Consider the following 25,853-nt stretch of genomic DNA (forward strand, 5'->3'; position numbering starts at 1 on the left):
AACGTAGGATGTACCATCCCGGATCACCGGGTTGACCACTGCAGATCCGCCTGTATCAGAAACGGTGTCGCGAACGATATGGACGGGGCATGGTCGTGACGGGCGGATCCACCGCGGTCATCGCGCTCGAATGGAGATCGAAACGCCCGGCTCACGCACGAAGCCGGGTGGCCGATACGACTACACTGAGTCTGACTGCTGTCAGATAGCTTGTACCACCTGATCGTTCCTGTGTCACCGCATGTTCAAAAGTCTTGTTTCAGATTTCGAGACGTCGGTAAAATGCCGACACACGGGAGGTGTGGGAGTCGCCGTAGAAGTCGTCACGGGGCCCGATTTCGATTCCGGGCACGGATGGATCGAGCTGTACGCGGTATCCGACCGGCGCGTCGAAGAGCAGGGGTTGCGCCGTTTCGAAGTAGACAAAGCGCATATACAAGGCAGATTTCGGATGCGGTGAGCCGACGTGCTTCCGCTGTGCTCGCGCGCGTCCGGGTATGAATAGGGGTCATGCGATGAATCTGAAGTCAGACGGAACCGCCGACGGCGATCTGGGACTGATTCCACTCTCGAGGGCGCAGTACGGCATGTGGCTCGCCGACCATGTGCCCGGCGGACCGGCTGTCAACATCGCACATTACGTCGAGATCCAGGGTCCGGTAGATATCGACGCGTTCGCTCGGGCGGTGTACGACGCCGGGCACGAAACCGAGTCGCTCGTAGTGCGGGTGGTCGAATCCGATGGCCGGCCATACCAATTCGTCGACCGCAGCATCGGCTACGACGATCCTGTGCTGGATGTCAGCGATACGGACGATCCGGTCGCGACGGCGATGGAGTGGATGCGCCGCGACTACAACACCAAGGCGGTCGACCTGAGCCGGGACCGGCTCACCGAGACACGGCTGCTCAAGGTCGGCGAAGACCACTATTTCTGGTACGGGCGCGCGCACCATCTCGTGGTCGACGGCTACGGCGCCTTCAACGTCGTCACCAGGATCGCCGAGCACTACAATGCCCTGATCGAGGGCAGGCCGCCGACGCCCTTGGTCGCGGCGAGCTTGCGCGACATCATCGAGGCGGAGCGCACGTATCGTGCCAGCGCCCGGTTCGAATCCGACAAAGCGTACTGGCTCGACAAGGTCGCGGACATTCCGTCGCCGGTGAGCCTGTCCGGCCGCACCGCGCGGTCGAGCAAGGTCGACCGCGTCGCAGGCTTGCAGCTTCCGTCGCAGTTGTCCGACATGCTGGATCGATTCGCCGACGAGATGGATGCCTCGGCCGCCCAAGTGGTGATCGCCGCGTTCGCCGCGTTTCTCTCCCGGATGACCGGGACCGATGATGTCGTGCTGTCGATGCCGGTGAGCGCGCGCGTGACGAAGCGCCTGCGCAATGCCGCCGCGATGCTGGCGAACATGGTGCCGATTCGGTTCGCCATCAGTGCGACGACCACCGTAGAAGAGGTGGTCCGCGCGTCGGTGTCGGAACTCGTGTCGGCCATGCGGCACCAGCTGTACCGGTTCGAGGATCTGCGCCGCGACTCGAATGCGCTGGACGCGTCCGCGAACTCGTTCGGTCCGATCGTCAATATCCTGTTCTTCGATTCGGAGATCCGCCTCGGCTCAGCTGCCGGCCGTTACCGCGCATTGACCTCCGGCGTGCTCGACGACTTGCAGCTGAACCTGTACCGCTCCGGCGCCGAGGCGCCGCTGCTGATCGAGCTGCACGGCAACGCGAACCTGTACGAACAGGGCGAACTCGAATCGCACGCGCACCGGTTCATCGACTTCCTGTCCCGGCTGATGGAGTCGCCGCTGGACACGCGCATCGCCGACATCCAGCTCGTCGGCCCGGCCGAGGAACTGCGGATCGTCGAGGAGCTCGCGGGCCGCGACGGCGAATCCCCTTCCGCCACATTGGTCGATCTGCTCACGCGACAGGCTGCCGCAACGCCGTCCGCGGTGGCCGTCACCTCCGGCGCGACCTCCCTCACCTACCGCGAACTGGACGAGCGGTCGAACCGATTCGCCCGCAGGCTCATCGCTCTCGGCGCGGGGCCGGAATCGCTGGTCGCCATCGCGATGCCACGCGACGCGGATCTGATCATCGCCGTGCTGGGCGTGCTGAAATCGGGAGCAGGCTATCTTCCGCTGGATGTGGCCCACCCGGCCGACCGGCTGGAATACGTGATCAACGACGCCGGTCCGGTCGCCGTGGTCACGACCCGGAGCATGCGCGCGCAGGTGCCCGGCGACCCCAGCCGCATGGTGCTGTTCGATGACGTTCCCGCTACCGGCGACGATGCCGCGGATGCGCTCACCGACGCCGATCGGCGGAGCCCGCTGCGTCCCGGCCACCTCGCCTATGTCATCTACACGTCCGGATCGACCGGTCGTCCGAAGGGTGTGTCGATCACCCATCGTGCCGTCGCCACCTACCTGGTGAACTCGTGTGCCGAGATCGGAATCCGGTCCGAGGACGTGTGGACGTTGTTCCACTCCTTCGCGTTCGACTACTCGGTCTGGGAGATCTTCGGGGCGTTGGTCACCGGCGGCCGCGTCGTCGTGGTGGACAGCCTCACCACACGTTCGCCCGACGACGTCGTGCGTCTGGCGGCACGCGAGAAGGTGACCGTCTTCAGCCAGACGCCGTCGGCGTTCTACCAGTTCGCGGCCGCCCACCAGCGGTATGCGCAGGACGGTGCGCCGGAGGGGGAACTCGCCATCCGGTTGGTCATCCTGTCCGGCGAAGCGCTGAACCCGGCCGGGCTGGCCGACTGGTACGAGCACAACCCGGACCTGCCTGTGCTGGCCAACAGCTACGGGATCACCGAAACGACGGTCTTCGTCACCTACACCGACCTCACCCCGGACGTCGCGGTGCCGGGTGCGCCGAGCACGGTCGGCCCGGCGCTGCCGGGTTTGCGGACATATGTCCTGGATGACCGCTTGCGTCCGTGCCCGCTGGGTGCTTGGGGCGAGATCTATGTCGCGGGAGATCAACTCGCTCGCGGCTATCTCAACCGTCCGGCGCTCTCCGCGGGACGGTTCGTCGCCAATCCGTTCGGCACGTCGGGTGAGCGCCTCTATCGCAGCGGCGACGTCGCGCGATGGAATCACCAGGGCGAGTTGGAATATCGCGGCCGGGCCGACCAGCAGGTGCAGTTGCGCGGGTTCCGGATCGAGCTGGACGAGATCCGCAACGCACTGCTGACGCACAGCACTGTCTCGGCAGCGGTGGTGGTCGTCCACCTCCCGGGCACCGAAGCGGCCCGGCTCGTCGGCTACGTCGTGCCGGCCTGCGATGCCACGTGCACGCCCGACGTCCTCCGCGCCCACGTCGGTGCACTGCTGCCGGAGTACATGGTCCCGGCCGGCATCGTCGTGATCGACGCGGTGCCGCTGACGGTCAACGGCAAAATGGACTACCGGGCGCTGCCCGAGCCGGTGTTCGATTCCGCCGCGGCGTATGTCGCACCGCGCACGGTGGTCGAGGAGTCGATCGCCGACGTGTTCGCCGAGGTTCTCGGCACGGAGCGGGTCGGCGTGCTGGACAGCTTCTTCGAACTCGGCGGCAATTCGATCACCGCCACCAGCACCGCCGTGCGCATCGCCGAGGTCACCCGGTGCGACGTGTCGGTGCGCGACCTGTTCACCAAGCCGACGGTGGCCGAACTCGCCGCGCATATCGAAGATGGGCACCGCTCCGACCGGCCCGTACTCAAAGCGGTGCCGCGACCCGAACCCATCCCGCTGGCACCGGCGCAGAACCGGATGTGGCTGGTCAACCAGGCCGACCCGGACTCGGCGGCCTACAACATTCCCCTCGTGGTGCAGCTGTCCGGACGTCTCGACGCCGAGGCGCTGCGCATGGCGCTGACCGATGTGATCGATCGGCACGAGTCGCTGCGCACCTGCTACCCCGCCGTGGATGGTACGGGGACACAGGTCATCGTGCCCGCGGAACAGGTCGTCGCGGAACTCGATCTGACGCCGCAGCCGACCGACCCCGACGACATCGCGCACCGGATTCGCGAGCTGTCCTCGATCGGAACCGACTTGCGTGGACGCCCGCCGATCCGGGTCGCGCTGCTGGCGACCGCCGACCGGCGACAGCATGTGCTCGTCGTGGTCCTGCACCACATCTGCTGTGACGGCTCGTCGCTGCGTCCACTCGCGGCCGACGTCGCGACCGCCTACGAGGCGAGGGCGGAAGGCAAGACACCGGACTGGCAGCCCTTGACCGTGCAGTACGCCGACTACAGCAGCTGGCATCGCCGCCTGCTGGGCGACGCGGGCGACCCGGATTCGCTCGCGGCACGCCAGTTGCGGTACTGGACAGAGCAACTCGCGGGCATACCGCCGGTGCTGGAGCTGCCCGCGGATCGCCCGCGCCCGGCCCGCCAATCGATGCTCGGCGACATCGCGGACACCGTGATCGCGGCCGAGACCTTCGCCGGAATCGAGCGGTTGGCTCGCACGGCCGGCGTCACGACCTTCATGGTCGTCCATGCCGCGTTGGCCGTGCTGCTGGCCCGGCTGTCGGGTTCGGCGGACATCACCATCGGGACCCCGGTCGCGGGTCGTGGCGAGCGGGCGCTCGAGCCACTGGTCGGCATGTTCGTCAACACCGTGCCGCTGCGCACCGAGGTGCGTTCCGAGGAACAGTTCATCGCGTTCTTGGCACGAGTCAAAGACACCGATGTCGATGCTTTCGCCAACAGCGACCTGCCTTACGAGCGCGTCGTGGAGGAACTGCACCCGAAGCGGTCGATGGCCTACGCGCCGCTGTGCCAGGTGTATCTCGCCTTCGAGAACATGGATCGCGCGAGCTTGGATCTGTCCGAGCTCACGGTCGAGCTGCTCGATCCGGGAGCCGAACCGGCGAAGGTGGACATCATCGTCACGGTCGCGGAGAACACCTCCGGCGGTGGCGATGTCGCACTGCGGATCAACTACGCCACCGACCTGTTCGATCGGGAAACGGTCGAGGAGCTGGCCGCGCGATTGAATCGGGCGCTCGAGACGTTCGTGGCGAATCCGCGGGCGCGGGTGGGGGATGTGGATCTGTTGTCGGGGATGGAGCGGCTGGGGTTGGTCCCGGCGTCGGGTGGCCGTGCGGAGGATCCGCGTGTGCTGGCGGAGGTGTTCTCGGTAGCGGACCGCAACGCCCCCGCGGTCGTGTCGGGGGAGCGTGTGGTGTTGTACGGGGAGTTGGACGACTGGTCGAACCGTGTCGCACGGGTGCTCATCGACTGGGGAGTGGGTCCGGGGGATCAGGTCGCGCTGGCGATGGGGCGGTCGGTGGAGTTCGTGGTCGGCGTGTGGTCGGTGGCCAAAGCAGGCGCCGCGTTCGTGCCGGTCGACCCGCGGTACCCGAGCGAGCGGGTGGCGCATATGGTCGCCGACTCCGACGTGGAGGTCGCGATCACGGTCGATGCCGCACGCTCCCTGCTTCCCGGGCATGTGCGGCAGCTGACCCTCGACGACCCGGCGGCGGGCGCTCTCCTCGCGGCGCAGTCCTCGGCCGCGGTGACCGACGCGGATCGCCTGCGGCCCTGCCGCATCCTCGATACGGCGTACGTGCTGTACACCTCGGGGTCGACGGGTACGCCGAAGGGGGTGGCGGTCACCCACGAGGGACTGGCGAATTTCGCGGTCGAGCAGCAAGAACGGTATCGGGTCGATCGCCGGTCACGGGTATTGCAGGTGGCAGCACCGGGATTCGACGCCGTGATGCTCGAATTGCTGATGGCCCATACGAACGGCGCGGTGCTGGTGGTGTCGCCCCCGGAGGTGTTCGCCGGCACCGAGTTGGCGGCTTTGATTCGGGCGCAGCAGGTTTCGCATGCGTTCGTGACACCGAGTGTGCTGGCGACGATGTCGCCTGCCGGGTTGGATTCCTTGCAGGTCCTGGTGGCGGGTGGCGAGGCTGTTTCGGCCGAGACCGTGGCGGTGTGGGCGCCGGGACGGCGGCTGCACAACGGGTACGGGCCCACCGAAACCACGATCATGGTCGCGATCAGTGATCCGCTGTGCGTCGGCGACCCGGTTACGATCGGGGGCCCGATCCGCGGCGTCGACGCGGTGGTGCTGGATGCCCGGCTGCGTCCGGTCCCGGTCGGTGTGACCGGCCAGTTGTACGTCTCGGGCGTGCAGCTGTCCCGTGGCTACCTCAATCGCCCCGCGGCCACGGCCGTCACTTTTGTCGCCAACCCGTACGGCCCGGCCGGTACACGCATGTACGGCACCGGCGACTTGGCACGCTGGACCGCCGACCACACCCTGGAGTACTTGGGCCGCACCGACTTCCAGGTGAAGATCCGCGGCCAACGGATCGAGCTCGGCGAAATCGAAGCCGTCCTCGCCGGACATCCCACGGTGGCGACGGCGGTGGCGGTGGGCGTCGGCACGGACGGCGGATCGCGACTGGCCGCCTACGTGGTGCCCGCCGACGGCGCCGTCGACCCGGCGGAGCTGCTGAAATACGCCGCGCAACGATTGCCGTCCCACATGGTCCCGGACACGGTGATGGTGCTCGACACTCTCCCGCTGTCGTCGGTGGGCAAGGTGGATCGACGGGCGTTGCCCGAACCCGAGTTCGGTGCGGCCACCGAGTTCGTCGCGCCACGCAACGCTGCCGAGCAGATCGTCGCCGATATCTGCGCGGAAGTCCTCGGTATCGATCGTGTCGGCGTCCTGGACAGCTTCTTCGATCTCGGCGGCAACTCGCTGTCGGCTACCCGGGCGGCGGCGCGGCTGAGCGGCGCGTTCGGCGTCGAGGTGCCGCTGCGCGCGATTTTCGAGACGCCGGCCGTCGGGGCATTGGCGGAGCGCTTGCGCACCGCGGAGGCGGCGGGGCGGGAACCGCTGGTGCCACAGGAGCGGCCGGACCGGATCCCGCTCTCGCCCGCTCAGGCTCGGATGTGGTTCCTCAACCAATTCGACACGACCTCCGCGGTGTACAACATTCCGCTGGTCGTCCGGATGTCGGGTGATCTCGACGTGGCCGCCATGCACGCCACGATCGCGGATGTGCTGGAACGCCACGAGGCACTGCGCACCGTCTACCCGGACAGCGACAGCGGACCGCACCAGGTGATCGTCTCACTGGAGACGGCGCTGCCCCCGCTGACGCCGGTGCCGGTCGCACCGGCCGAGGTCGAGGCGCGCATCGCCGCCGAGGTGATGGCCGGATTCGACGTCACCTCCGAGATCCCGTTCCGGATCGCGTTGCTGCGCAGCGCACCCGGCGAGCACACGCTGGTACTCGTCGTCCATCACATCAGCTTCGATGGGTCGTCGCTCGCGCCGCTGGCCGCGGACCTGATGACCGCGTACAAGGCCCGCGTGCGGGAACAGGCGCCGCAGTGGTCGCCGCTGCCCGTGCAGTACGCGGATTACGCCTTGTGGCAACGGAAGTTGCTCGGCAGCGAGGACGACCCGCACAGTCCGACCGTCGCCCAGACCGGGTATTGGCTGAGCGCACTCGCCGATCTGCCCGAGGTGCTCGACCTGCCCACCGACCGGCCACGGCCGGCGCAGCAGTCCTTCCGCGGCGCGACCGTGTCGACGACCCTGCCCGCCGAACTCCATCGTGCGGTCGTCGCGCTGGCCCGCCGCCACGACGCCACCGTTTTCATGGTGATGCACGCGGCGTACGCGGCACTGCTGGCGCGGCTTTCGGGAACTGGTGACATCGCGGTCGGCACGCCGATCGCCGGTCGCGGCGAGCCCGGACTCGACGGCTTGGTCGGCATGTTCGTCAACACGCTGGTGCTGCGCACCCAGATCGAACCCGGCGCGTCCTTCCTCCGGATCCTGGATCAGGTCCGGGCCACCGACCTGGCCGCGTTCGAGAACGCCGACATCCCGTTCGAGCGCCTGGTCCAGGTGCTGAATCCGCCGCGCACCACGGCACACGCACCGTTGACGCAGGTCGGATTCTCCTTCCAGAACATCGAGATTCCCACCGTGGAGTTCGAGGGCTTGACGGTGTCGACCCGGATGGTCGATCCGAGTGTGGCCAAATACGACGTGCACCTCAATCTCGTCGACGCCCTGGAGCCGGACGGTGAACCGGGCGACATGGCGGTCGAATTCGGTTACGCGACAGACTTGTTCGACGAAGCAACGATCACCTCGATGTTCGACCGCTACCTGCTGCTGCTGCGCGCGGTGGTCGAGGAGCCCGCCCGCGCCGTCGGCGACATCGACCTGCTGACCACAGCCGAAGCCCGTGAGCTGGCTCGGTACTCGACCGGCAGTACGACACGAGCGCCGTCGATGACTATCGCGGACTTGTTCACCGCGCAGGCGGCGGCCACGCCGGACAGCACGGCGCTGCTCGACGCGGAAAGCGGCGCTCGCCTCAGCTACCACGAGTTCGCGGCACGGGTGAACTCGCTGGCCCGAGCCTTGATCGGACGCGGTGTCGGCCCGGACACCGTGGTGGCCGTCGCGCTGCACCGCTCGGTCGATCTGCTGGTCACGCTGTATGCGATCCATGCGGCGGGCGCGGCCTACCTGCCGCTGGATCCGGATCATCCGGTGGAGCGTGTGCGCGCGGTCCTCGCCGCCGCACGGCCGAGGGCGGTCCTCACCCGTCCGGCCGACCGGGCGAGTCTGCCCGACGACGTGCCGGTATGGGCACTCGACGGACTCGCAGCCGAGCGCGCCGACGCGTCGCCGGTGACGGACGACGACCGGACCCGGCCGCTGCATCCGGCTGATCTGGCGTACGTCATCTACACCTCCGGCTCGACGGGCGTGCCGAAGGGTGTGGCGGTGCCGCATGCCGCGGTCGTGAATCAGCTCCGGTGGATGCGAGAACACTATGGGCTCGGCGGCGATGACATCATGCTGCTGCGCACGCCGGTCACCTTCGACCTGTCGGTCTGGGAGCTGTTCTCCGCGTTGACCTGCGGCGCGGCGCTGGTCAACGCGGGTCATGACGCGCAGCGCGACCCACGCGCCGTGGCTGGCCTGCTGGCCGAACACGGTGTGACGACCGTGGATTTCGTGCCGTCGCTGCTGTCGGCTTTCCTCGAGGTGGCCGCTGCGCACGAGTTCCCGCAGCTGCGGCGGGTGCTGTGCATCGGTGAGGCGCTGCCAGCCGAGACCGTCCGGCGCTTCAAGGATCTCAGCGCCGCGCGCATCGACAACTTGTACGGACCGACCGAGGCCGCGGTGAGCGTGACTGCCCACCGCATCGACGCGGTCGACGGCGCCGCGGTACCGATCGGTGTGCCCGAGGCCAACGTGATCGTGCACGTGCTGGACTCCCGGCTGCATCCGGTTCCGATCGGCGTGACCGGCGAGCTGTACCTGGGCGGCGTCCAGTTGGCCCGCGGCTACCACGACCGCCCCGGTCTGACGGCGGCGACGTTCGTCGCGGACCCCTTCGGCGACACGGGCCGTGGCCGCCTGTACCGCACCGGCGACCTGGTCCGCTGGGACGAGAGTGGCAGCCTGCGCTATGTCGGCCGCGCCGACACCCAGGTGAAGGTCCGGGGCCTGCGGATCGAACTGGGCGACATCGAGGCAGCGCTGGTCGCGCACGAACAGGTGAGCGCGGCCGTCACGCAGGTACGCGCCGACGGACACGATCAGCGGTTGGTGGCCTATGTGGTCGCCGGAGAGGCGTTGGACGCCAAGCAGATCCGGGCCTTCCTGCTCGACCGGCTGCCTGCTTACATGGTGCCGTCATCGGTGATCCGGATCGATTCGATCCCGCTCACCGCGAACGGCAAGGTCGACTACCGGTCGCTGCCCGCACCGGACCCGAGCGATGACCAGACCGCGTACCGCGCTCCGCGAGGGCTCGTCGAACAGACCATCGCCGCGGTCTTCGGCGAACTGTTCGACCGGCCGGAGATCGGCGCCGATGACAACTTCTTCGACCTGGGCGGCAATTCGCTCATCGCGACGCGCGCGCTGAGCCGCATCGGCGACGTCGTCGACGTGTCCATCCCGGTCCGCGTCATCTTCGAGGCGCCAACCGTCGCCGACCTCGCCGAGCGCATCGCACGGCTGCGTGCGGTGCCGAGTCTTCCCGCGCCGGTCCGGAAACCGCGCCCGGATCGGATTCCGCTGTCGCACGCGCAAACCCGGATGTGGTTCCTCAACCAGTTCGATCCGGATGCACCGGGATACATTGTGCCGCTGGCGATTCGCCTCGAAGGCGTGCTCGACCTCGAGGCGCTGACCGCGGCCATCGGCGATGTCTTGGAGCGGCACGAGAGCCTGCGGACGGTGTATCCAGCCGTCGACGGTACGCCGGCTCAGGTCGTGCTGGACGCGGCCGATGTCCTCGCCACCTTCGATCTGACGCCGCAGCCGGTCGGCGAGCGAGAGCTGTCCCGGCTGCTGGCGGAGTTCTCCAGCCTCGGTTTCGACGTGGCCAAGGGCGCGCCGGTACGCATAGCGCTGTACCAGCTGTCGGACGAGGCGTGGACGGTCGCGTTGGCCGCGCATCACATCAGCTGCGACGGCTTTTCGGTGGCGCCGCTGGCCGCGGACCTGGTGACGGCCTATCGAGCGCGGTCGGGCGGAAAGGCGCCGGAGTGGGCGCCGCTTGCCGTGCAATTCGCCGATTACGCCCTCTGGCAGCGCGAGGTGCTCGGCTCGGCGGACGACCCGTGTTCCTACGTCGCCCGCGACATCGCCTATTGGCGAACCCAACTCGCCGGGATACCGGATCTGCTCGAGTTGCCGACCGACCGGCCGAGGCCGGTCGAGCAGACCCAGCGCGGCGCGGTGATCCATGTGGCGATCCCCGGCGAGCTGCAGGGCCGGGTCGAGGCGCTGGCGCGCCGAGCCGCAGCCACCCCGTTCATGGTGGTGCACACGGCACTGGCGGTGTTGTTGTCGCGCCTGTCCGGCAGCGATGACGTCACCATCGGCGTGCCGCACGCGGGCCGCGGCGACCGGTCGCTGGACAACCTGGTCGGAATGTTCGTCAACACCTTGGTGATGCGCACCCGGATCACTCTCGACCAGACCTTCCTGAGCCTGCTGGATCAGGTGCGGCGCACCGACATCGAGGCCTTCGACCACGCCACCGTTCCGTTCGAGCAGCTGGTGGACGCGCTGAAGCCGGCGCGGTCGACCGCGCACACGCCGTTGTTCCAGGTGCTGCTCGCCTACCAGAACATGGCGCAGGCGCGCGTCGAACTCCCGGATCTCACCGTCGAGAGCGTGGACCCCGGCGAACGTGCCGCGATCTACGACTTGCTGCTCATGCTGACCGAAGGTCATGGCGCGCACAACGAACCGACCGGCATGACATTGCGCCTGACCTACGCCACGGACCTCTTCGACGAGGATTCCGTGCGGCGCTTCGCCGAGCGATTCATCCGCGTCCTGGATGCCGCCGCGACCGACGCCGAGTCGGCCATCGGTGCGATCGACCTCCTCGACGAGGCCGAACTTCAGCAGGTGCTGGAGCGCTGGAACGACACCGGAGGCTCCGCCGCAGCCGGCCGGACGCTCGTCGACGCGTTCGACGAACAAGTCGCGCGCACTCCGGACCGTCCGGCGCTCTGCCTTCCCGGCGCAAGCGCGGTGACCTACCGGGACTTCGACGCGCAGGTCAATCGTCTGGCCCGGTGGCTCATCGCGCGTGGTGCGGGACCGGAAAGTATTGTGGCGGTGGCGATCCGGCGGTCGACCGAGCTCATCACAGCGCTGTACGCGGTGGTGAAATCGGGAGCCGCGTTCCTGCCCGTCGACCCGGACCACCCGAGCGCGCGGATCACGAACGTACTGAACACGGCACAGCCGCTGATGGTGCTGACCACATCCGCCGATGGCGAGGCTCTGCCCGGCACCTGCGTGTCCGTTCCGATCGATCGGCTGGACATCGCCGATCTGCCCGAAGAGCCGATCACGGATGCGGAGCGGCGGGCACCGCTGCGGCCGGACAACGTCGCCTACGTGCTGTTCACCTCCGGCTCCACCGGCGTTCCGAAGGGCGTCGCGCTGACCCATGCCGCGACCATGAGTCAGTTGGAGTGGGCGCAGCAGCAGTGGCCGCACGACGCGTCCGACGCGGTGCTGCACAAGACGCCGATCACGTTCGACATCGCCGTGTGGGAGTTGTTCTGGCCGTTGCAGACCGGAGCGAACGTCGTGGTCGCCGAGCCCGGCGGGCATCGCGATCCGGCGTATCTGGCCGACGTCATCGCGCGTCACCAGATCACCACCGTGCACTTCGTCCCGTCCATGCTCGACGTTCTCCTCGAGTCCACCGCCGCCCGACTGTCGTCGATCCGGCGGGTATTCGTCGCGGGTGAGGCGCTGGCGCAACGGACGGTCGACGCCGCCGCGCGAGTGTTCGGGGACGCGGACCTGGTGAACTGGTACGGACCGGCGGAAGCGGAGGTCGTCACGGCTCAGCGGTGCGAGCCAGGCGCGGCAACCACGACGGTTCCGATCGGTGCACCGGCATCCGGGATGAAGGTGTACGTCCTCGACTCGCGGTTGCGGCCGGTGCCGGTCGGTGTCGTCGGTGAGTTGTACGTTTCGGGCATCCAGTTGGCGCGCGGTTATCACACGCGCGCCGACCTCACCTGCGGGGCCTTCGTCGCACACCCCTTCGGCGCCGAGGGTGAGCGCCTGTACCGCACCGGCGACTTGGTTCGCTGGCGCGCGGCCGGAGAACTGGAGTATTTGGGCCGCAGCGACTTCCAGGTGAAGGTGCGTGGCCAGCGGGTGGAACCGGGTGACATCGAAGCCGCACTGTATGCGATTCCGCAGGTCGCGCGCGCGGTGGCGATCGCGACGGCGGAACGAATCGTCGGCTACGTGACGCTGCGGCCGGGCGCGGTGATCGATGGCCGCGCGATACGCGAGCAGCTCACCCACACACTGCCGCCCTATCTGGTTCCGGACGGCGTCCACGTGCTCGATGCCATGCCGCTCAACGCGAACGGCAAGCTCGACCGCGCGGCGCTGCCACAGCCGGTGTTCGACAGCGGCGAGGAGTTCGTCTCGCCGCGAACCGAGCGGGAGGCGGTGCTCGCGCGCCTGATCGCAGAGCTCACCGGCGCCGATCGGGTGAGCGTTACCGCGAACGTCTTCACAATCGGTGTCAATTCGCTCTCCGCGGCCCAGCTCGCGGCGCGAGCGCAAGCAGCCCTCGGCGTCAGCGTCGGAATCCGTGACATTTTCGACGCACCGACGATCGCCGGTCTGGCCGAACGGATCGCGACGCGACCCCATTCCGCGGTCGTGCCGCTCACCTCCCGGCCACGGCCCGCGGCCATCCCGCTGGCGGCAGCGCAGCGACGGATGTGGTACCTCAACCAGCTCGACACCGACTCGGCGGCATACAACATCTGTTTCGCGGCGAGGCTGACCGGCCCGCTGGACATCGACGCACTGCGGGCGGCGTTCCGCGACGTGGTGACCCGGCACGAGCCGTTGCGGACCGTGTATCCGGCGGTCGACGGCGAACCGTGCCAGGTCGTGCAGGATGCTGCGGCGATGATCGCGGACGTGGTGCTCGACCCGGACCCGGTCGGCGGCGACACGGAACTGGCCGACCGGATCCACACTGCCGTCGCGACGGGATTCGACATCGCGACTGCGGTGCCCGTTCGGGCGCGGCTGTATCGCACCGCGGCCGACGACCACGTGCTGGTGCTGGTGGTCCATCACATCGCCGCCGACGGCTCGTCGATGGCTCCGCTGGCCCGCGACGTGTTCGCCGCCTACCGGGCGCGGGTGAGTGACCGCGCACCGCAGTGGGAACCGCTGGCCGTCCAGTACGCCGACTACGCGCTGTGGCAGCAAGAGGTGCTGGGCTCCGAGTACGACCCGGCATCGCTGATCGCGCGCCAGATCCGGTACTGGAGCGAGGCCCTCGGCGACGCACCGGAACTGCTCGGCTTGCCGACGGACCGGCCGCGCCCCGCCACCATCTCGACAGCCGGCGGCAACGTCCGCTTCGAACTGCCCCCGCGGCTGCACGACGACATCGTGCGGCTGGCACACCGCGAGGGCGTCACCGTGTTCGTCCTGCTGCACGCGGCATTGGCGATTCTCCTGGCGCGCACCGCGCACAGCGACGACATCTCGGTGGGCACACCCGTCGCCGGTCGCGGCAGGCCGGAGCTGGACGACCTGGTCGGCATGTTCGTCAACACGGTGGTGTTGCGCACGCGGGTCCACGACGACCGCTCGTTCCGCGAATTGCTGGCCGAGGTACGCGACGTCGACCTGGAAGCACTCGCGCACGCGGACCTGCCCTACGAACGGCTGGTCGACGTCCTCGGCCGGCCGCGTTCGACGGCGTATTCGCCGCTGTACCAGGTGATGTTCGGGTTGCAGAACACCAGTCCGGCCCGGTTCGAGCTGCCCGGCGTCGGAGTCGAGCTCCTCGACCCGGGTATCGCGCAGGCCAAGGCCGACCTCATGGTGTTGCTGACCGAGCGCGTCGATGGCGCTCGACCGGCTGGCATCGATGGCGAAATCATCTATGCCACTGATCTTTTCGTCGAATCCACCGCGATGTCGACGGCGCAGAGGTTCGTCCGCGTCCTCGAAACGGTCACCTCCGATCCGGGCCGCCCGATCGGCGCGATCGGGCTGCTCAGCGCCGAGGAGACCGAGCAACTGGTCCCGGCGAAGGGCGGCGACGCCGCGCGGTCTTGCTTGCTGCCCGATCTGTTGGCCTCGGCCGTGGCGGCCGATGCATCGGCGGTCGCCTTGATCGGCGAGGCCGAGACGGTCACCTACGGGGAGCTCGACCATCGGTCCAACCGGCTTGCCCGTCAGCTGTTCGCTCAGGGCGCGCGGCCGGGAGTGTGCATCGCGCTGGCCGTGCCGCGGTCGGTCGACTACCACGTCGCGATGTGGGCGATAGCGAAGACCGGCGCGACGTTCGTCCCGGTGGATCTGCGGTATCCGCTGGAGCGAATCGCGCACATGGTGCACGATTCCGGTGTCGAGGCCGGGATCACGCTCGCGGCCGCACGCGCGTCGCTGCCGGACGGTGTCGCATGGTTGGTGCTCGACGATCCCCAGTCGGCCACCGAGATCGTCGCTCGGTCCGGCCACTCGATCACCGACGCGGAGCGTGGTCGCGCGCTGCGAGTTCAAGACGCGGCGTATGTGATCTATACGTCCGGATCGACGGGAACGCCGAAGGGCGTCGTGGTCACGCACGAGGGGTTGGCGAACTTCGCGGCCGAACAGCGTGAGCGCTATCGGGTGGACGCCACTTCACGAGTACTGCAGGTGGCTTCGCCCGCCTTCGACGCGGTCCTGCTCGAAGCGTTGATGGCGCATGCCGCGTGCGCGTCGTTGGTCGTGTCGCCACCGGAGGTGTTCGGCGGACCGGACCTGGCCGAGTTGATCCGCAGGCATCAGGTGTCGCACGCGTTCCTGACACCGAGTGTGCTGGCGACGATGTCGCCTGCCGGTCTCGGCTCGTTGCGGATGCTGGCGGTCGGCGGCGAGATGGTGCCCGCGGACCTGATCGCCGCCTGGGCGCCGGGACGGCAGCTGCACAACATCTACGGTCCGACCGAGACCACGATCGTGATCACGATGAGCGACCCGGTGCGGCCTGGCGAACCCATCGCCATCGGCGGCCCGATCCGGGGTGCCGAAGCCATGGTTCTGGACGCGCGGTTGCGTCCGGTGCCGGTTGGGGTCGCGGGGGAGCTGTACCTGTCGGGTGTTCAGCTGGCGCGGGGATACCTGAACCGGCGTGGCACGACGGCGGCCGCGTTCGTCGCGAATCCCTATGGTGAGCCCGGTTCCCGGATGTATCGCACCGGCGACATCGTCCGCTGGAACGCACGGCGTGCACTGGAGTACGTCGGCCGCAGCGACTTCCAGGTCAAGATTCGCGGCCAGCGCATCGAACTCGGTGAGATCGACGCCGCACTGCTCACCCATCCGCGGGTGGCCGCCGCCGTGACCGTGAGCCGCCGCGGACCGGGCGGGCAGCCTGTGCTGGCCGCCTACATCGTGCCGGAACCGGGAACGGTCGTCGAACCGATCGCCGTGCTGGATCACGTCGCCGCGGTTCTGCCCGCGCACATGGTGCCGTCGACGGCCACCGTGCTCGACCGCATGCCGATCACCTCGACCGGCAAGGTGGATCGGAAAGCGCTGCCAGAACCGGTGTTCCAGCCCGCGCAAGAGGATGCCGTCGCGGCGGAAACCGACCTGGAGCGCACCATCGCGGCCGCGTTCGCGGACGTGCTCGGCATCGCCTCGGTGGGGGTGACCACCTCGTTCTTCGCACTCGGTGGTGATTCCATCCTGTCGATCCAGTTGGCGTCCCGGCTGAAGTCGGCCGGTGTCGTCGTCACCGCCCGGGACATCTTCGAGCACAAGACGGTTCGAGCGCTGGCCGCCGTGGCCGCCGCCGCGGAACGGGTCGTGCTCGAGGAACTGCCCGGGGGCGGCGTGGGCGAAATCCCGTTCACGCCCGTTGTTTCCTGGTTCACCGAGCGGCTCGGGCCTGCACCGCGATTCGCCCAGTCGATGCTGGTGCGCTTGCCAGGTGACGCGCGCGTCGAGGAAGTGACCTCGACCGTGCGAGCCGTGCTCGATCAGCACGACATGCTCCGCTCGCGGCTGCGCGCACAACAGCTCGAGGTGCTGCCCGCGAGCACCGTCGACGCCGCCGGTTCGGTGCTGACCCGCACCTTCCGCACGGGCGAAGCGCCGGGCACCGACGGGTTCACCGCCGTACTGGAATCGGCGCTCGCCGAGGCCTCCGCCTGCCTCGACCCGGCCGAAGGCAGGATGGTGCAGGTCGCCTGCCTGCTTCCGGAATCGGGTGTGGACGCCGATGCGCGCGCTCTCATCGTGATCCACCACCTGGCCGTCGACGCGGTGTCCTGGCGGATCCTGATCCCTGATTTCGCCGCTGCCTGGCAGCAGGTCACCCAGGGACGAACGGTCGAGCTGCCCGCGCAGGGCACTTCGATGCGGCGCTGGGCGCACGCGTTGGCCGACGCCGCCGCGGCCCGCGCCGATGAGCTCGAGCTGTGGCAGCGGATGAGCGGGGCGGACGATCCGCTGCTCGGCCGCGCGGCATTGGATCCCGCTGTCGACACCCAGTCGACCGTCCGTCATCTGACGGTGTCCGTCCCGGCGGATGTGACCTCGGCGTTGCTCGACACGGTGCCCGCGGCGGTCCGCGGCAGCGTCGACGACGCGCTGCTGGCCGGTCTGACCATGGCGCTGACGCGCTGGCGCAGTCGGCGCGCCGTCGCGCACGCGGGCATGAAAGTCCTGTTGGAAGGCCATGGGCGCGCGGAGCAGATCGCCGAAGGAGCAGATCTGTCCCGCACCGTGGGCTGGTTCACCAACACCTACCCGGTGGCGCTCGAGCTGAGCGGCATCGATGCGGCGGACCCGCGCGCGGCGGTGAAGTCCGTGAAAGACCAGCTGCGTGACATCCCCGACAAGGGGATCGGCTACGGTCTGCTGCGCTACCTGAACACCGAGACGGCCGACCGGCTTTCCGCGCTGCCGGAGCCGCAGATCAGCTTCAACAATCTGGGCCGAGTCGGCGTCGACCTCGCGTCACTGTCCGACCTCGCATGGATTCCGACCGACGAGCAGTTCGACCGGCGAGCCGCGTTCGATTCCGACATGCCGGCGGCAGCGGTGGTCACGATCGACGTGAACATCGTGGACACGGGAGCAGGACCACAGCTGTCGGCGCACGTCGGATATGCCGCGCGGTTGCTCGATCACGACGAGGTAGCCGAACTCGTCGACGAGTGGGTCGACGCCGTCACCGGGATCGCCGCCGCGGCCAGGGCGCACGACGACTGGGGATTCTCCCGGTCCGACGTGCCGCTCGTCGACGTGACGCAGTCCGACCTGGACGCGTTCGCCGACCGGTACGGAACGCTGACCGATGTATGGTCACTGGCACCGCTCCAGGCTGGACTGCTCTTCCACGCCGAACTCGCGGCAGGCGACATCGACGTCTACACCGCGCAATCGGTGCTCGGCCTGGCCGGTGTGGTCGACGAGGACCGGCTCGAGCGGTCGGCGGCGGCGCTGCTCGCGCGGCATGCCAACCTGCGCGCCGCCTTCGTGCGGACGGCCGACGGCGTTCCCGCGCAGGTCGTTCCCGCCGCGACCGCCGTGCCGTGGCGAAGAATCGACCTGACCGGCAGCACGACGACGCCGGAGGAGCTGATCGCCGCCGAGCGGGCGGTTCCGTTCGATCCCGCCGATCCGCCGCTGCTGCGGTTCCTGCTCATCGCGGTGGCGCCACAGGACTACCGGCTGGTGCTGACCGCCCACCACCTGCTGCTGGACGGCTGGTCGCTGCCGCTGCTGTGGCGCGAACTGATCGGCTTGTACGCCGTGGGCGCCCGGACCGACCTGTTGCCCGCCGCCGCGTCATACCGCACATATCTGGAATGGCTGGATCGGCGTGAGTTGGCCACCGGCGTCGAGGTGTGGCGAGATGTGCTGCGCGACTTCACCGAACCGACGCTGGTCGCCGATTCGCGCTCCGATACGACGGTCGACATCCCGGTCGACCTCGAGGTCGTGCTCGATCGCGCCGTCACGGCCGAGCTGGTGGAGTTCGCCCGGGCCCGAGCGGTCACGATGGCGACCATCGTGCAGTTCGCCTGGGCAACGGTCCTGGGGAACCTGCTCGGCACCGAACGCGTGGTGTTCGGTAGCACCGTCTCGGGGCGTCCCGCCGACCTGCCGGGCGTGGAGTCGATGATCGGCCTGTTCATCAACACGATTCCGGTCGCGGCGCAGGTGCGCCGGGATTGGACCATCGAGGACGCGCTGAACAGGTTGCAGGCCGACAACACCCGCCTGCTCGACCATCACGAGGTCGAACTGTCCCGGATCCTGGCGGCCGCGGGTACTGCCCAGCTGTTCGACACCCTGGTCGTCTTCGAGTCGTACCCGGTCGACAGCAGCGGGCTCGGCGACGCGGATATCGACGGCATGCGGGTGGTCTCGTCGGACGGAAGCGACGCCGCGCATTACCCGATCACCGTTCAGGCGCACCAAACCGACGAGTTGCACGTCAGGATTCGCTACCAGCGGGCCCGCATCGATGACCGGACCGCGTCGGGGCTGGCCGCGCGTCTGGAGACCGTGCTGCGCGCCATCACGTCCGATCCGCGGTCGCGGCTGGGCGCGGTCGACCTGTTGTCCGCCGGCGAGCGGCGTGATCTGGTGCCCGCTTCCGGCGGCCGGGCCGAGTCACCGCGCGTGCTGGCGGCGTTGCTGTCCGCTGGCGTGACCGTGAATCCCGATGCACCAGCGGTCATTTCGGGCGAGCACACGCTGTCCTACGTCGAGTTGGACGCCTGGTCGAATCGTGTCGCGCGAGAGTTGATCGACCGGGGTGTTGGTCCGGGCGATCAGGTCGCGTTGGCGATGGCCCGGTCGGTGGAATTCGTGGTCGGCATGTGGGCGGTGGCCAAGGCGGGCGCGGCATTCCTCCCGATCGATCCGCGGAATCCGGCCGAGCGCGTCCTGCACATGGTGGCGGACGCCGAGCTGCGGGTCGCGCTCACGGTCGAGTCGTCCCGGACGCTGCTGCCGGACTCGGTCCTGGCACTGGTTCTCGACGACCCGGACACCCAGAAGGCGATCGCGGCGCGATCGGCTACCGCGGTGACCGATGCGGAACGGGTCCGGACTCCGCACGTCCGGGATACCGCCTACGTTCTCTACACCTCGGGGTCGACCGGAACGCCGAAGGGCGTCGCGGTAACCCATGAGGGATTGGCGAATTTCGTGGCGGTAGTGCGTGGTCGGTTCGGCGTCGACAGCGGCTCGCGAGTACTGCAAGCGGCTGCTCCGGGGTTCGACGTGGTGGTTCTCGAGGTGCTGCTGGCCCATACGAATGGCGCCGTGCTGGTGTTGCCGCCCGCGGACCTGTTCGGCGGCCCTGAGTTCGCGGAATTGATTCGGGCGCAGCGCGTCTCGCACGCGTTCATCACACCGAGCGTGCTGGCGACGATGTCGCCCGAGGGACTGGACTCTTTGCGAGTGCTGATCGCCGGAGGCGAGGCGGTGACACCGGAAACGGTCGCCGTGTGGGCTCCGGGCAGGCAACTGCTGAACGGGTACGGGCCGACCGAAGCCACCGTCTTGGCCGGGATCAGTGCTCCGCTGCAGCCCGGTGATGTCGTGACGATCGGTGGTCCGATCGGCGGCGTCGAGGCCGTCGTGTTGGACGCGTGGATGCGACCGGTAGCGGTCGGCGTGGTCGGGGAGTTGTATCTCGCGGGCGTGCAACTGGCCCGCGGGTATGTGAACCGGCCTGCGGTTACGGCGGGTGCGTTCGTCGCGAATCCGTTCGGTCCGGCGGGCTCGCGCATGTACCGCACCGGCGATCTCGCCCGCTGGACACCCGAGCACACCGTGGAATACCTCGGCCGCAGCGATTTCCAAGTCAAGATCCGTGGTCAACGCATCGAACTCGGTGAAATCGAAGCCGTCCTCGCCGAACATCCCGGTGTGGAACACGCCGTCGTCCTGTTGCGGAAGGACGAGCGCGGCATCGACCGGCTGGTCGGCTACCTCATCGGCGACGAGGACGTGGATCCGCACGAGGTCAGGAACGCGGCGCGGCTGCGGTTGCCCGCGCACATGGTGCCCGACGTGTGCATGGTGCTCGGCGAACTCCCGCTCACCAGGACCGGCAAGCTCGATCGCCTGGCGCTGCCCACACCCGAATTCTCCGAGGGCCGGGAGTGGATCGCGCCGCGGACCGAGGCCGAGCGACGCGTGGCCGGCGTATTCGCCACTGTTCTGGGCGTCGAACGGGTCGGCGCAGCCGACAGCTTCTTCGACCTCGGCGGCAACTCGCTGTCGGCGACCCGGGTCACCGCACAGCTGGGGACGGCGCTCGGTGTGAGCATCAGCGTCCGGGACCTGTTCGACGCATCGACCGTCGCCGAGCTCGCCGCGCGTCTGGCGAGTTTCGAGCGGCGGGCTCGGGTGCCACTGCAGCCACGCACCCGGCCCGCTCTGGTGCCTCTGTCTCTGGCGCAGCAGCGGATGTGGTTCCTCAATCAGCTGGACACTTCGATCGGCGCGTACAACATTCCGCTGGTGATCCGGCTGAAGGGCGAGCTCGATCTCGACGCCTTGCAGCGCGCGTGCGAACTGGTCGTCGACCGGCACGAGTCACTGCGAACCAAGTTCCCGATGACCGACGGAACACCGCATCAAGTCACGGTCTCCGCCGAGGAGGTCGTGCCCGTACTCACCGCGGTCAGGATCGACGAACAGCAGCTCATGCCGCGGGCGGTCGCCGCGGTCTCGGCGAGCTTCGACGTGACGCAGGCGCCCCCGCTGCGCATCGAGCTGTTCGGACTCGATGCCACCGAACACGTGCTGGTGATCGCCGTGCACCACATCTGCGCCGACGGACAGTCCATGATCCCGCTCGCGCGGGACGTGGCGCTGGCCTACCAGGCGAGCAGGCAAGGGACGCAGCCGTTGTGGCCGGTCCTTCCGGTCCAGTACGCCGACTACACACTGTGGCAGCGCGAAGTGCTCGGCGACGAGCACGATCCGGGCTCGGTCATGTCCCGGCAGTTGCGCTTCTGGACCGACACCCTCGACGGGCTGCCCGAACTGCTCGAGTTGCCGACCGATCTGCCCAGGCCGCCGGTGGCGTCCATGCGCGGCAGCACGGTGGATTTCGAGATTCCCGCCGCGGTGCAGGCGCGTGTCGGCGCGATCGCACGGCAGTCGAACGCGACGGTGTTCATGGTGCTGCACGCCGCGTTGACCGTGGTGCTGTCCAGGCTGGCCTGCGTCGACGATGTCGCGGTCGGGACTCCGGTGGCAGGCCGCGGGGAACGCGAACTCGACGATCTGATCGGCATGTTCGTCAACACGCTCGTCTTGCGGTCGCGCGTGTCGTCGCGGCAGTCGTTCACCGAATTGCTGGCCGCCACGCGCGAAACGGACCTGGCCGCGTTCGCGCACGCGGACGTGCCGTTCGAGCAGGTGGTCGAAGCGGTGAATCCGCCACGGTCGACCGCGCATCTTCCGCTGTATCAGGTGACGATCGACGTCCAGAACGCCGGCAAGGCCGCATTGGAGCTGCCGGGGCTCACGGTCGAGCGGGTGGAGAACGGGTTCGAGCCGGCGCAGGCCGACCTGAACGTGACGCTTGTCGAGCGGCTCGGTGACCAGGGTCGTCCGGACGGCATCGTGGGCCGGCTGACCTACGCCACCGATCTCTTCGTCGAAGAGACGATGATTCGGTTCGGGCAGTCGTTCGTGCGGATTCTGGACGAGGTGACCGCGAACCCGGAGATCGCCATCGGCGATATCGACCTCGTGGGTCCGGCACAGCGGCGTGAATTGCTCGACGCGTCCGGCAACGATGGCCTCGCGGTCCCGGAGACGACACTCGGGGAACTGTTCGCCACCATGGCCGCCGCACAGCCGGACGCGGTCGCGGTGACCGATGGGCAGTCGCGGCTGACCTATGCGGAGCTGGATCGGCGCGCCGACGCGGTGGCTGCTCGCCTCGCCGGACACGGTGTGGGACCGGATGCCCTGGTGGCCGTGGCGTTGCCGCGCTCGATCGAGTTGATCGTGGGCCTGCTCGGCGTCGTGCGAGCCGGTGCGGGCTACCTTCCGCTGGATGTGGCGTACCCGTCGGAGCGCTTGCGGTTCGTCCTCGATGACGCGGGCCCTGCGGCGGTGTTGACGTCGGCCGAGATCGCCTCGGCGGTACCGGAGTACGCGGCACCGGTCGTGCTCGTCGAGGATTGTGTCGGCTCCGCGAGCACTTCCACGGCAATGAAGTCCGCTGCGCGGCCGGGCAACATCGCCTATGTGATCTACACCTCCGGCTCGACCGGCCGCCCCAAGGGGGTGACGGTCAGCCATCGGGAAGCGGTCACGTTGTTCACGAACGCGGTCGAGCGGTTCGATGTCGGTCCCGACGATGTGTGGACGATGTTCCATTCGTACGCCTTCGATTTCGCGGTGTGGGAGATCTGGGGCGCGTTGCTCACCGGTGGCAAGGTGGTCGTCGTCGACTACGAAACCTCCAGGTCGCCCGAGGCGTTCGTGGACGTCGTGGCACGGGAGCGCGTGACGGTCCTGAGTCAGACGCCCTCGGCGTTCTACGGATTCGCGGATGCGGAGCGTAGATACCGCGAATCAGGTTGCTCCGCCGGTGAACTCGCCTTGCGTTACGTCGTCTTCGGTGGCGAAGCGCTGGACGCGTCGCGGTTGAGCGATTGGTTCGCCGCGCACGCGCCGGGGTCGCCGCGACTGGTGAACATGTACGGGATCACCGAGACCACTGTGCATGTGACGTTCTCGGAGGTCGCGCAGGCCGAATCGGCCGGGATCGGGACCGCGCTGCCGGGGTTGCGGGTGTACGTCCTCGATGACCGGCTGCGACCGGTGCCGATCGGAGCCGTCGGCGAGATCTATGTGGCCGGTGGGCAACTCTCGCGTGGCTATCTCGGAGCCCCCGCTCTGACCGCCGGACGCTTCGTCGCGAACCCATTCGATCCGCGCGGCACCCGGTTGTACAGATCGGGTGACGTGGGCCGGTGGCGGAAGTCCGCGCGTGGACTGGAGCTGCTCTACGCGGGCCGCGCCGACGCGCAGGTACAGTTGCGCGGTTTCCGGATCGAGATGGGCGAGGTGGAGTCGGCACTGCTGCGCCATCCGCACGTCGCCCAGGCAGCGGCCGCGGTGCACCGCCACGACCGCGGCGTGGACCAGCTGATCGGATACGTCGTCGGCGCCGACGGACAGCGGATCGATCCGGGCGAAGTCCGGGTCGCCGCTGCGCAGGTCCTGACGAGTTACATGGTGCCGTCGGCGATCATGGTGCTGCGCGAGCTGCCGTTGACGGTCAACGGCAAGCTCGACCGGAAAGCACTGCCCGCGCCCGACTTCGACGAGTCGGCGAGCGAGTTCACCGCGCCGCGGACCCACACCGAGCGTACGATCTGCGACGTTTATGCGCAGGTGCTGGGCATCCAGCGGGTCGGAGCGTCGGACGGATTCTTCGACCTCGGTGGCAATTCGCTGCTGGCGACGATGGTGGTGACCGAATTGCGGTCCCGCGGCGTCACGATCGCGTTGCCGTGGATGTTCGACGACGCGACGCCGATGTCGCTCGCGAGCCGGGCAGACGGCTCCGAGGGCGGCTCCGGTCTGCAAGTGCTGCTTCCGCTGCGTGCGAACGGCCCGCAGCGCGCGGTATTCGCCGTGCACCCCGCAGGCGGTTTGGCCTGGTTCTACGGCGGACTGGTCGAACATCTGCACAAGGACCGGCCGATCTACGGTTTGCAGGATCCCCACGTCGTAGCGGGTGAACCACGGGCGCAGTCCATAGATGAATTGGCTGAACGCTATGTGGCGGAGATTCGCCGAGTGCAACCCGCCGGTCCGTATCACCTGCTCGGCTGGTCATTGGGCGGTACGATCGCGCACGCCATCGCGGTGCGGCTCCAGCGCGGTGGTGAGCAGGTCGGCACGCTGGCCATGATGGACAGCGCCGTCGGCACATCGGAGGCCATGGCCGAGGCGCTGAGCACCACCGCGGAGGAGGCCGCGCCGAGCGAACTGATGGCAGACCTGCTCGGCGGGTGGCGTGAGCTGTTCGACATCGGCGCCGACGTGACAGCCGACACGCAGGAGCGGGCATGGGCTGTCATCCGTGATCAGGTGACCGCGACCGGTATGTTCACCGCCGACCAGATCGATCGGGTCATGGCGAGCTTCGAAACCGCGAGCGGCATCGCCCAGGACTACCGGCCGGAAGTCTTCGACGGAGACTTGATCTTCTTCACCGCAGGAAAAGACCGCGTCGACCACGACGCCGTCGTGCAGACGTGGCGACCATTCATCACGGGCGACCTGCACAACACGGTCGTCGAAGCACGTCATCTCGAGTTGACCCATCCGTCCGCACTGGCCGTCATCGGCCCGATCCTCGAAAGGTGCATGAACGAATGCTGACGACTCTCCAGCAATTCCAGCAACTCCGGCTCGACGACGGCAGGATGGTGGCCTGCACGAGTCCGGCCGAGGCGCGGATGCTGTGGGGCGAGATGTCGACGGAAGGGTTCTATCGGCGTGCCGCCGCGAGATTACGACCGGGGGACGTCGCACTGGATATCGGTGCGAATATCGGACTCAGCGCGATGATGTTCGCCGACACCTGCCCCGGCGTCCGCGTGATCGCCGCCGAGCCGGCTCCGATGACGTTCGATTGCCTGGAGCGCAATGTGGCCGCCTATGTCCCTGACGGCGTGCCACTGCAGGTTGCCATCGGAGCGGCGCCCGGGATCGCGCCGTTCACCTGGTACCCGCGGGCATCGGCGAATTCGGGTCTGTACGCCGACCGCGAAGCCGACGACGAAGCCACCGCGATCTATCTGCGCAACAGCGGCCTGAACGACGAAGCGATCGCACTCATCACCGACGGCCTGCACGAGGGCGAGCAAATAGACGTCGAGATCACCACTGTTTCGGCAATATTGGCCGAGCACGGTCCAACAGCCGAGATCGGGTTGCTCAAGGTCGATGTCGAGCGGGCGGAATTGGACGTGCTGCACGGCATCGCCGAAGCAGACTGGCCACGTATCCGCGCCGTCGTCGCCGAGGTCCACGACCGCGACGACCGGCTGACGCAGTTCTGCGGATTGCTGCGTCTACACGGCCTGCCCGCGCGAACACGACAGGACCCGAGTCTGGCCGGAACCGAACTTTACGAGGTCTACGCCGTCAGGACGGCAAACAACTGAATCGTTCCGTTTCCGGGTGAGTGGCGTTGCACGTCAAGCGTGCAACGCCACTCAGCAGAGCGCCGGAAGCTGTGGCGCCTATTCTGCT

The 25,853-nt window shown here is 68.3% G+C and carries 2 protein-coding genes; both read left to right on the forward strand.

What is annotated here, in order from left to right:
* Positions 1-515: 515 nt before the first annotated feature.
* A complete protein-coding gene (locus NA4_RS12980) occupies positions 516-24,977 on the forward strand; it encodes a non-ribosomal peptide synthetase (protein ID WP_067469260.1) in 24,462 nt (8,153 codons plus the stop codon).
* Entirely contained in the window at positions 24,971-25,765 is a 795-nt protein-coding gene (locus tag NA4_RS12985; RefSeq protein WP_067469263.1) for an FkbM family methyltransferase, read from the forward strand. Before NA4_RS12980 ends, NA4_RS12985 begins: the two co-directional genes overlap by 7 nt.
* The last annotated feature ends 88 nt before the right edge of the window (positions 25,766-25,853 follow it).

Origin of the sequence: Nocardia amamiensis NBRC 102102 (genome assembly GCF_001612745.1) — a bacterium.
GTDB lineage: Bacteria > Actinomycetota > Actinomycetes > Mycobacteriales > Mycobacteriaceae > Nocardia > Nocardia amamiensis.

What these genes read in the sequence shown, in the direction of transcription:
- NA4_RS12985 (WP_067469263.1), top strand. Translation starts at nt 24,971, where the DNA reads ATGCTGACGACTCTCCAGCAATTCCAGCAACTCCGGCTCGACGACGGC.
- NA4_RS12980 (WP_067469260.1), top strand. Translation starts at nt 516, where the DNA reads ATGAATCTGAAGTCAGACGGAACCGCCGACGGCGATCTGGGACTGATT.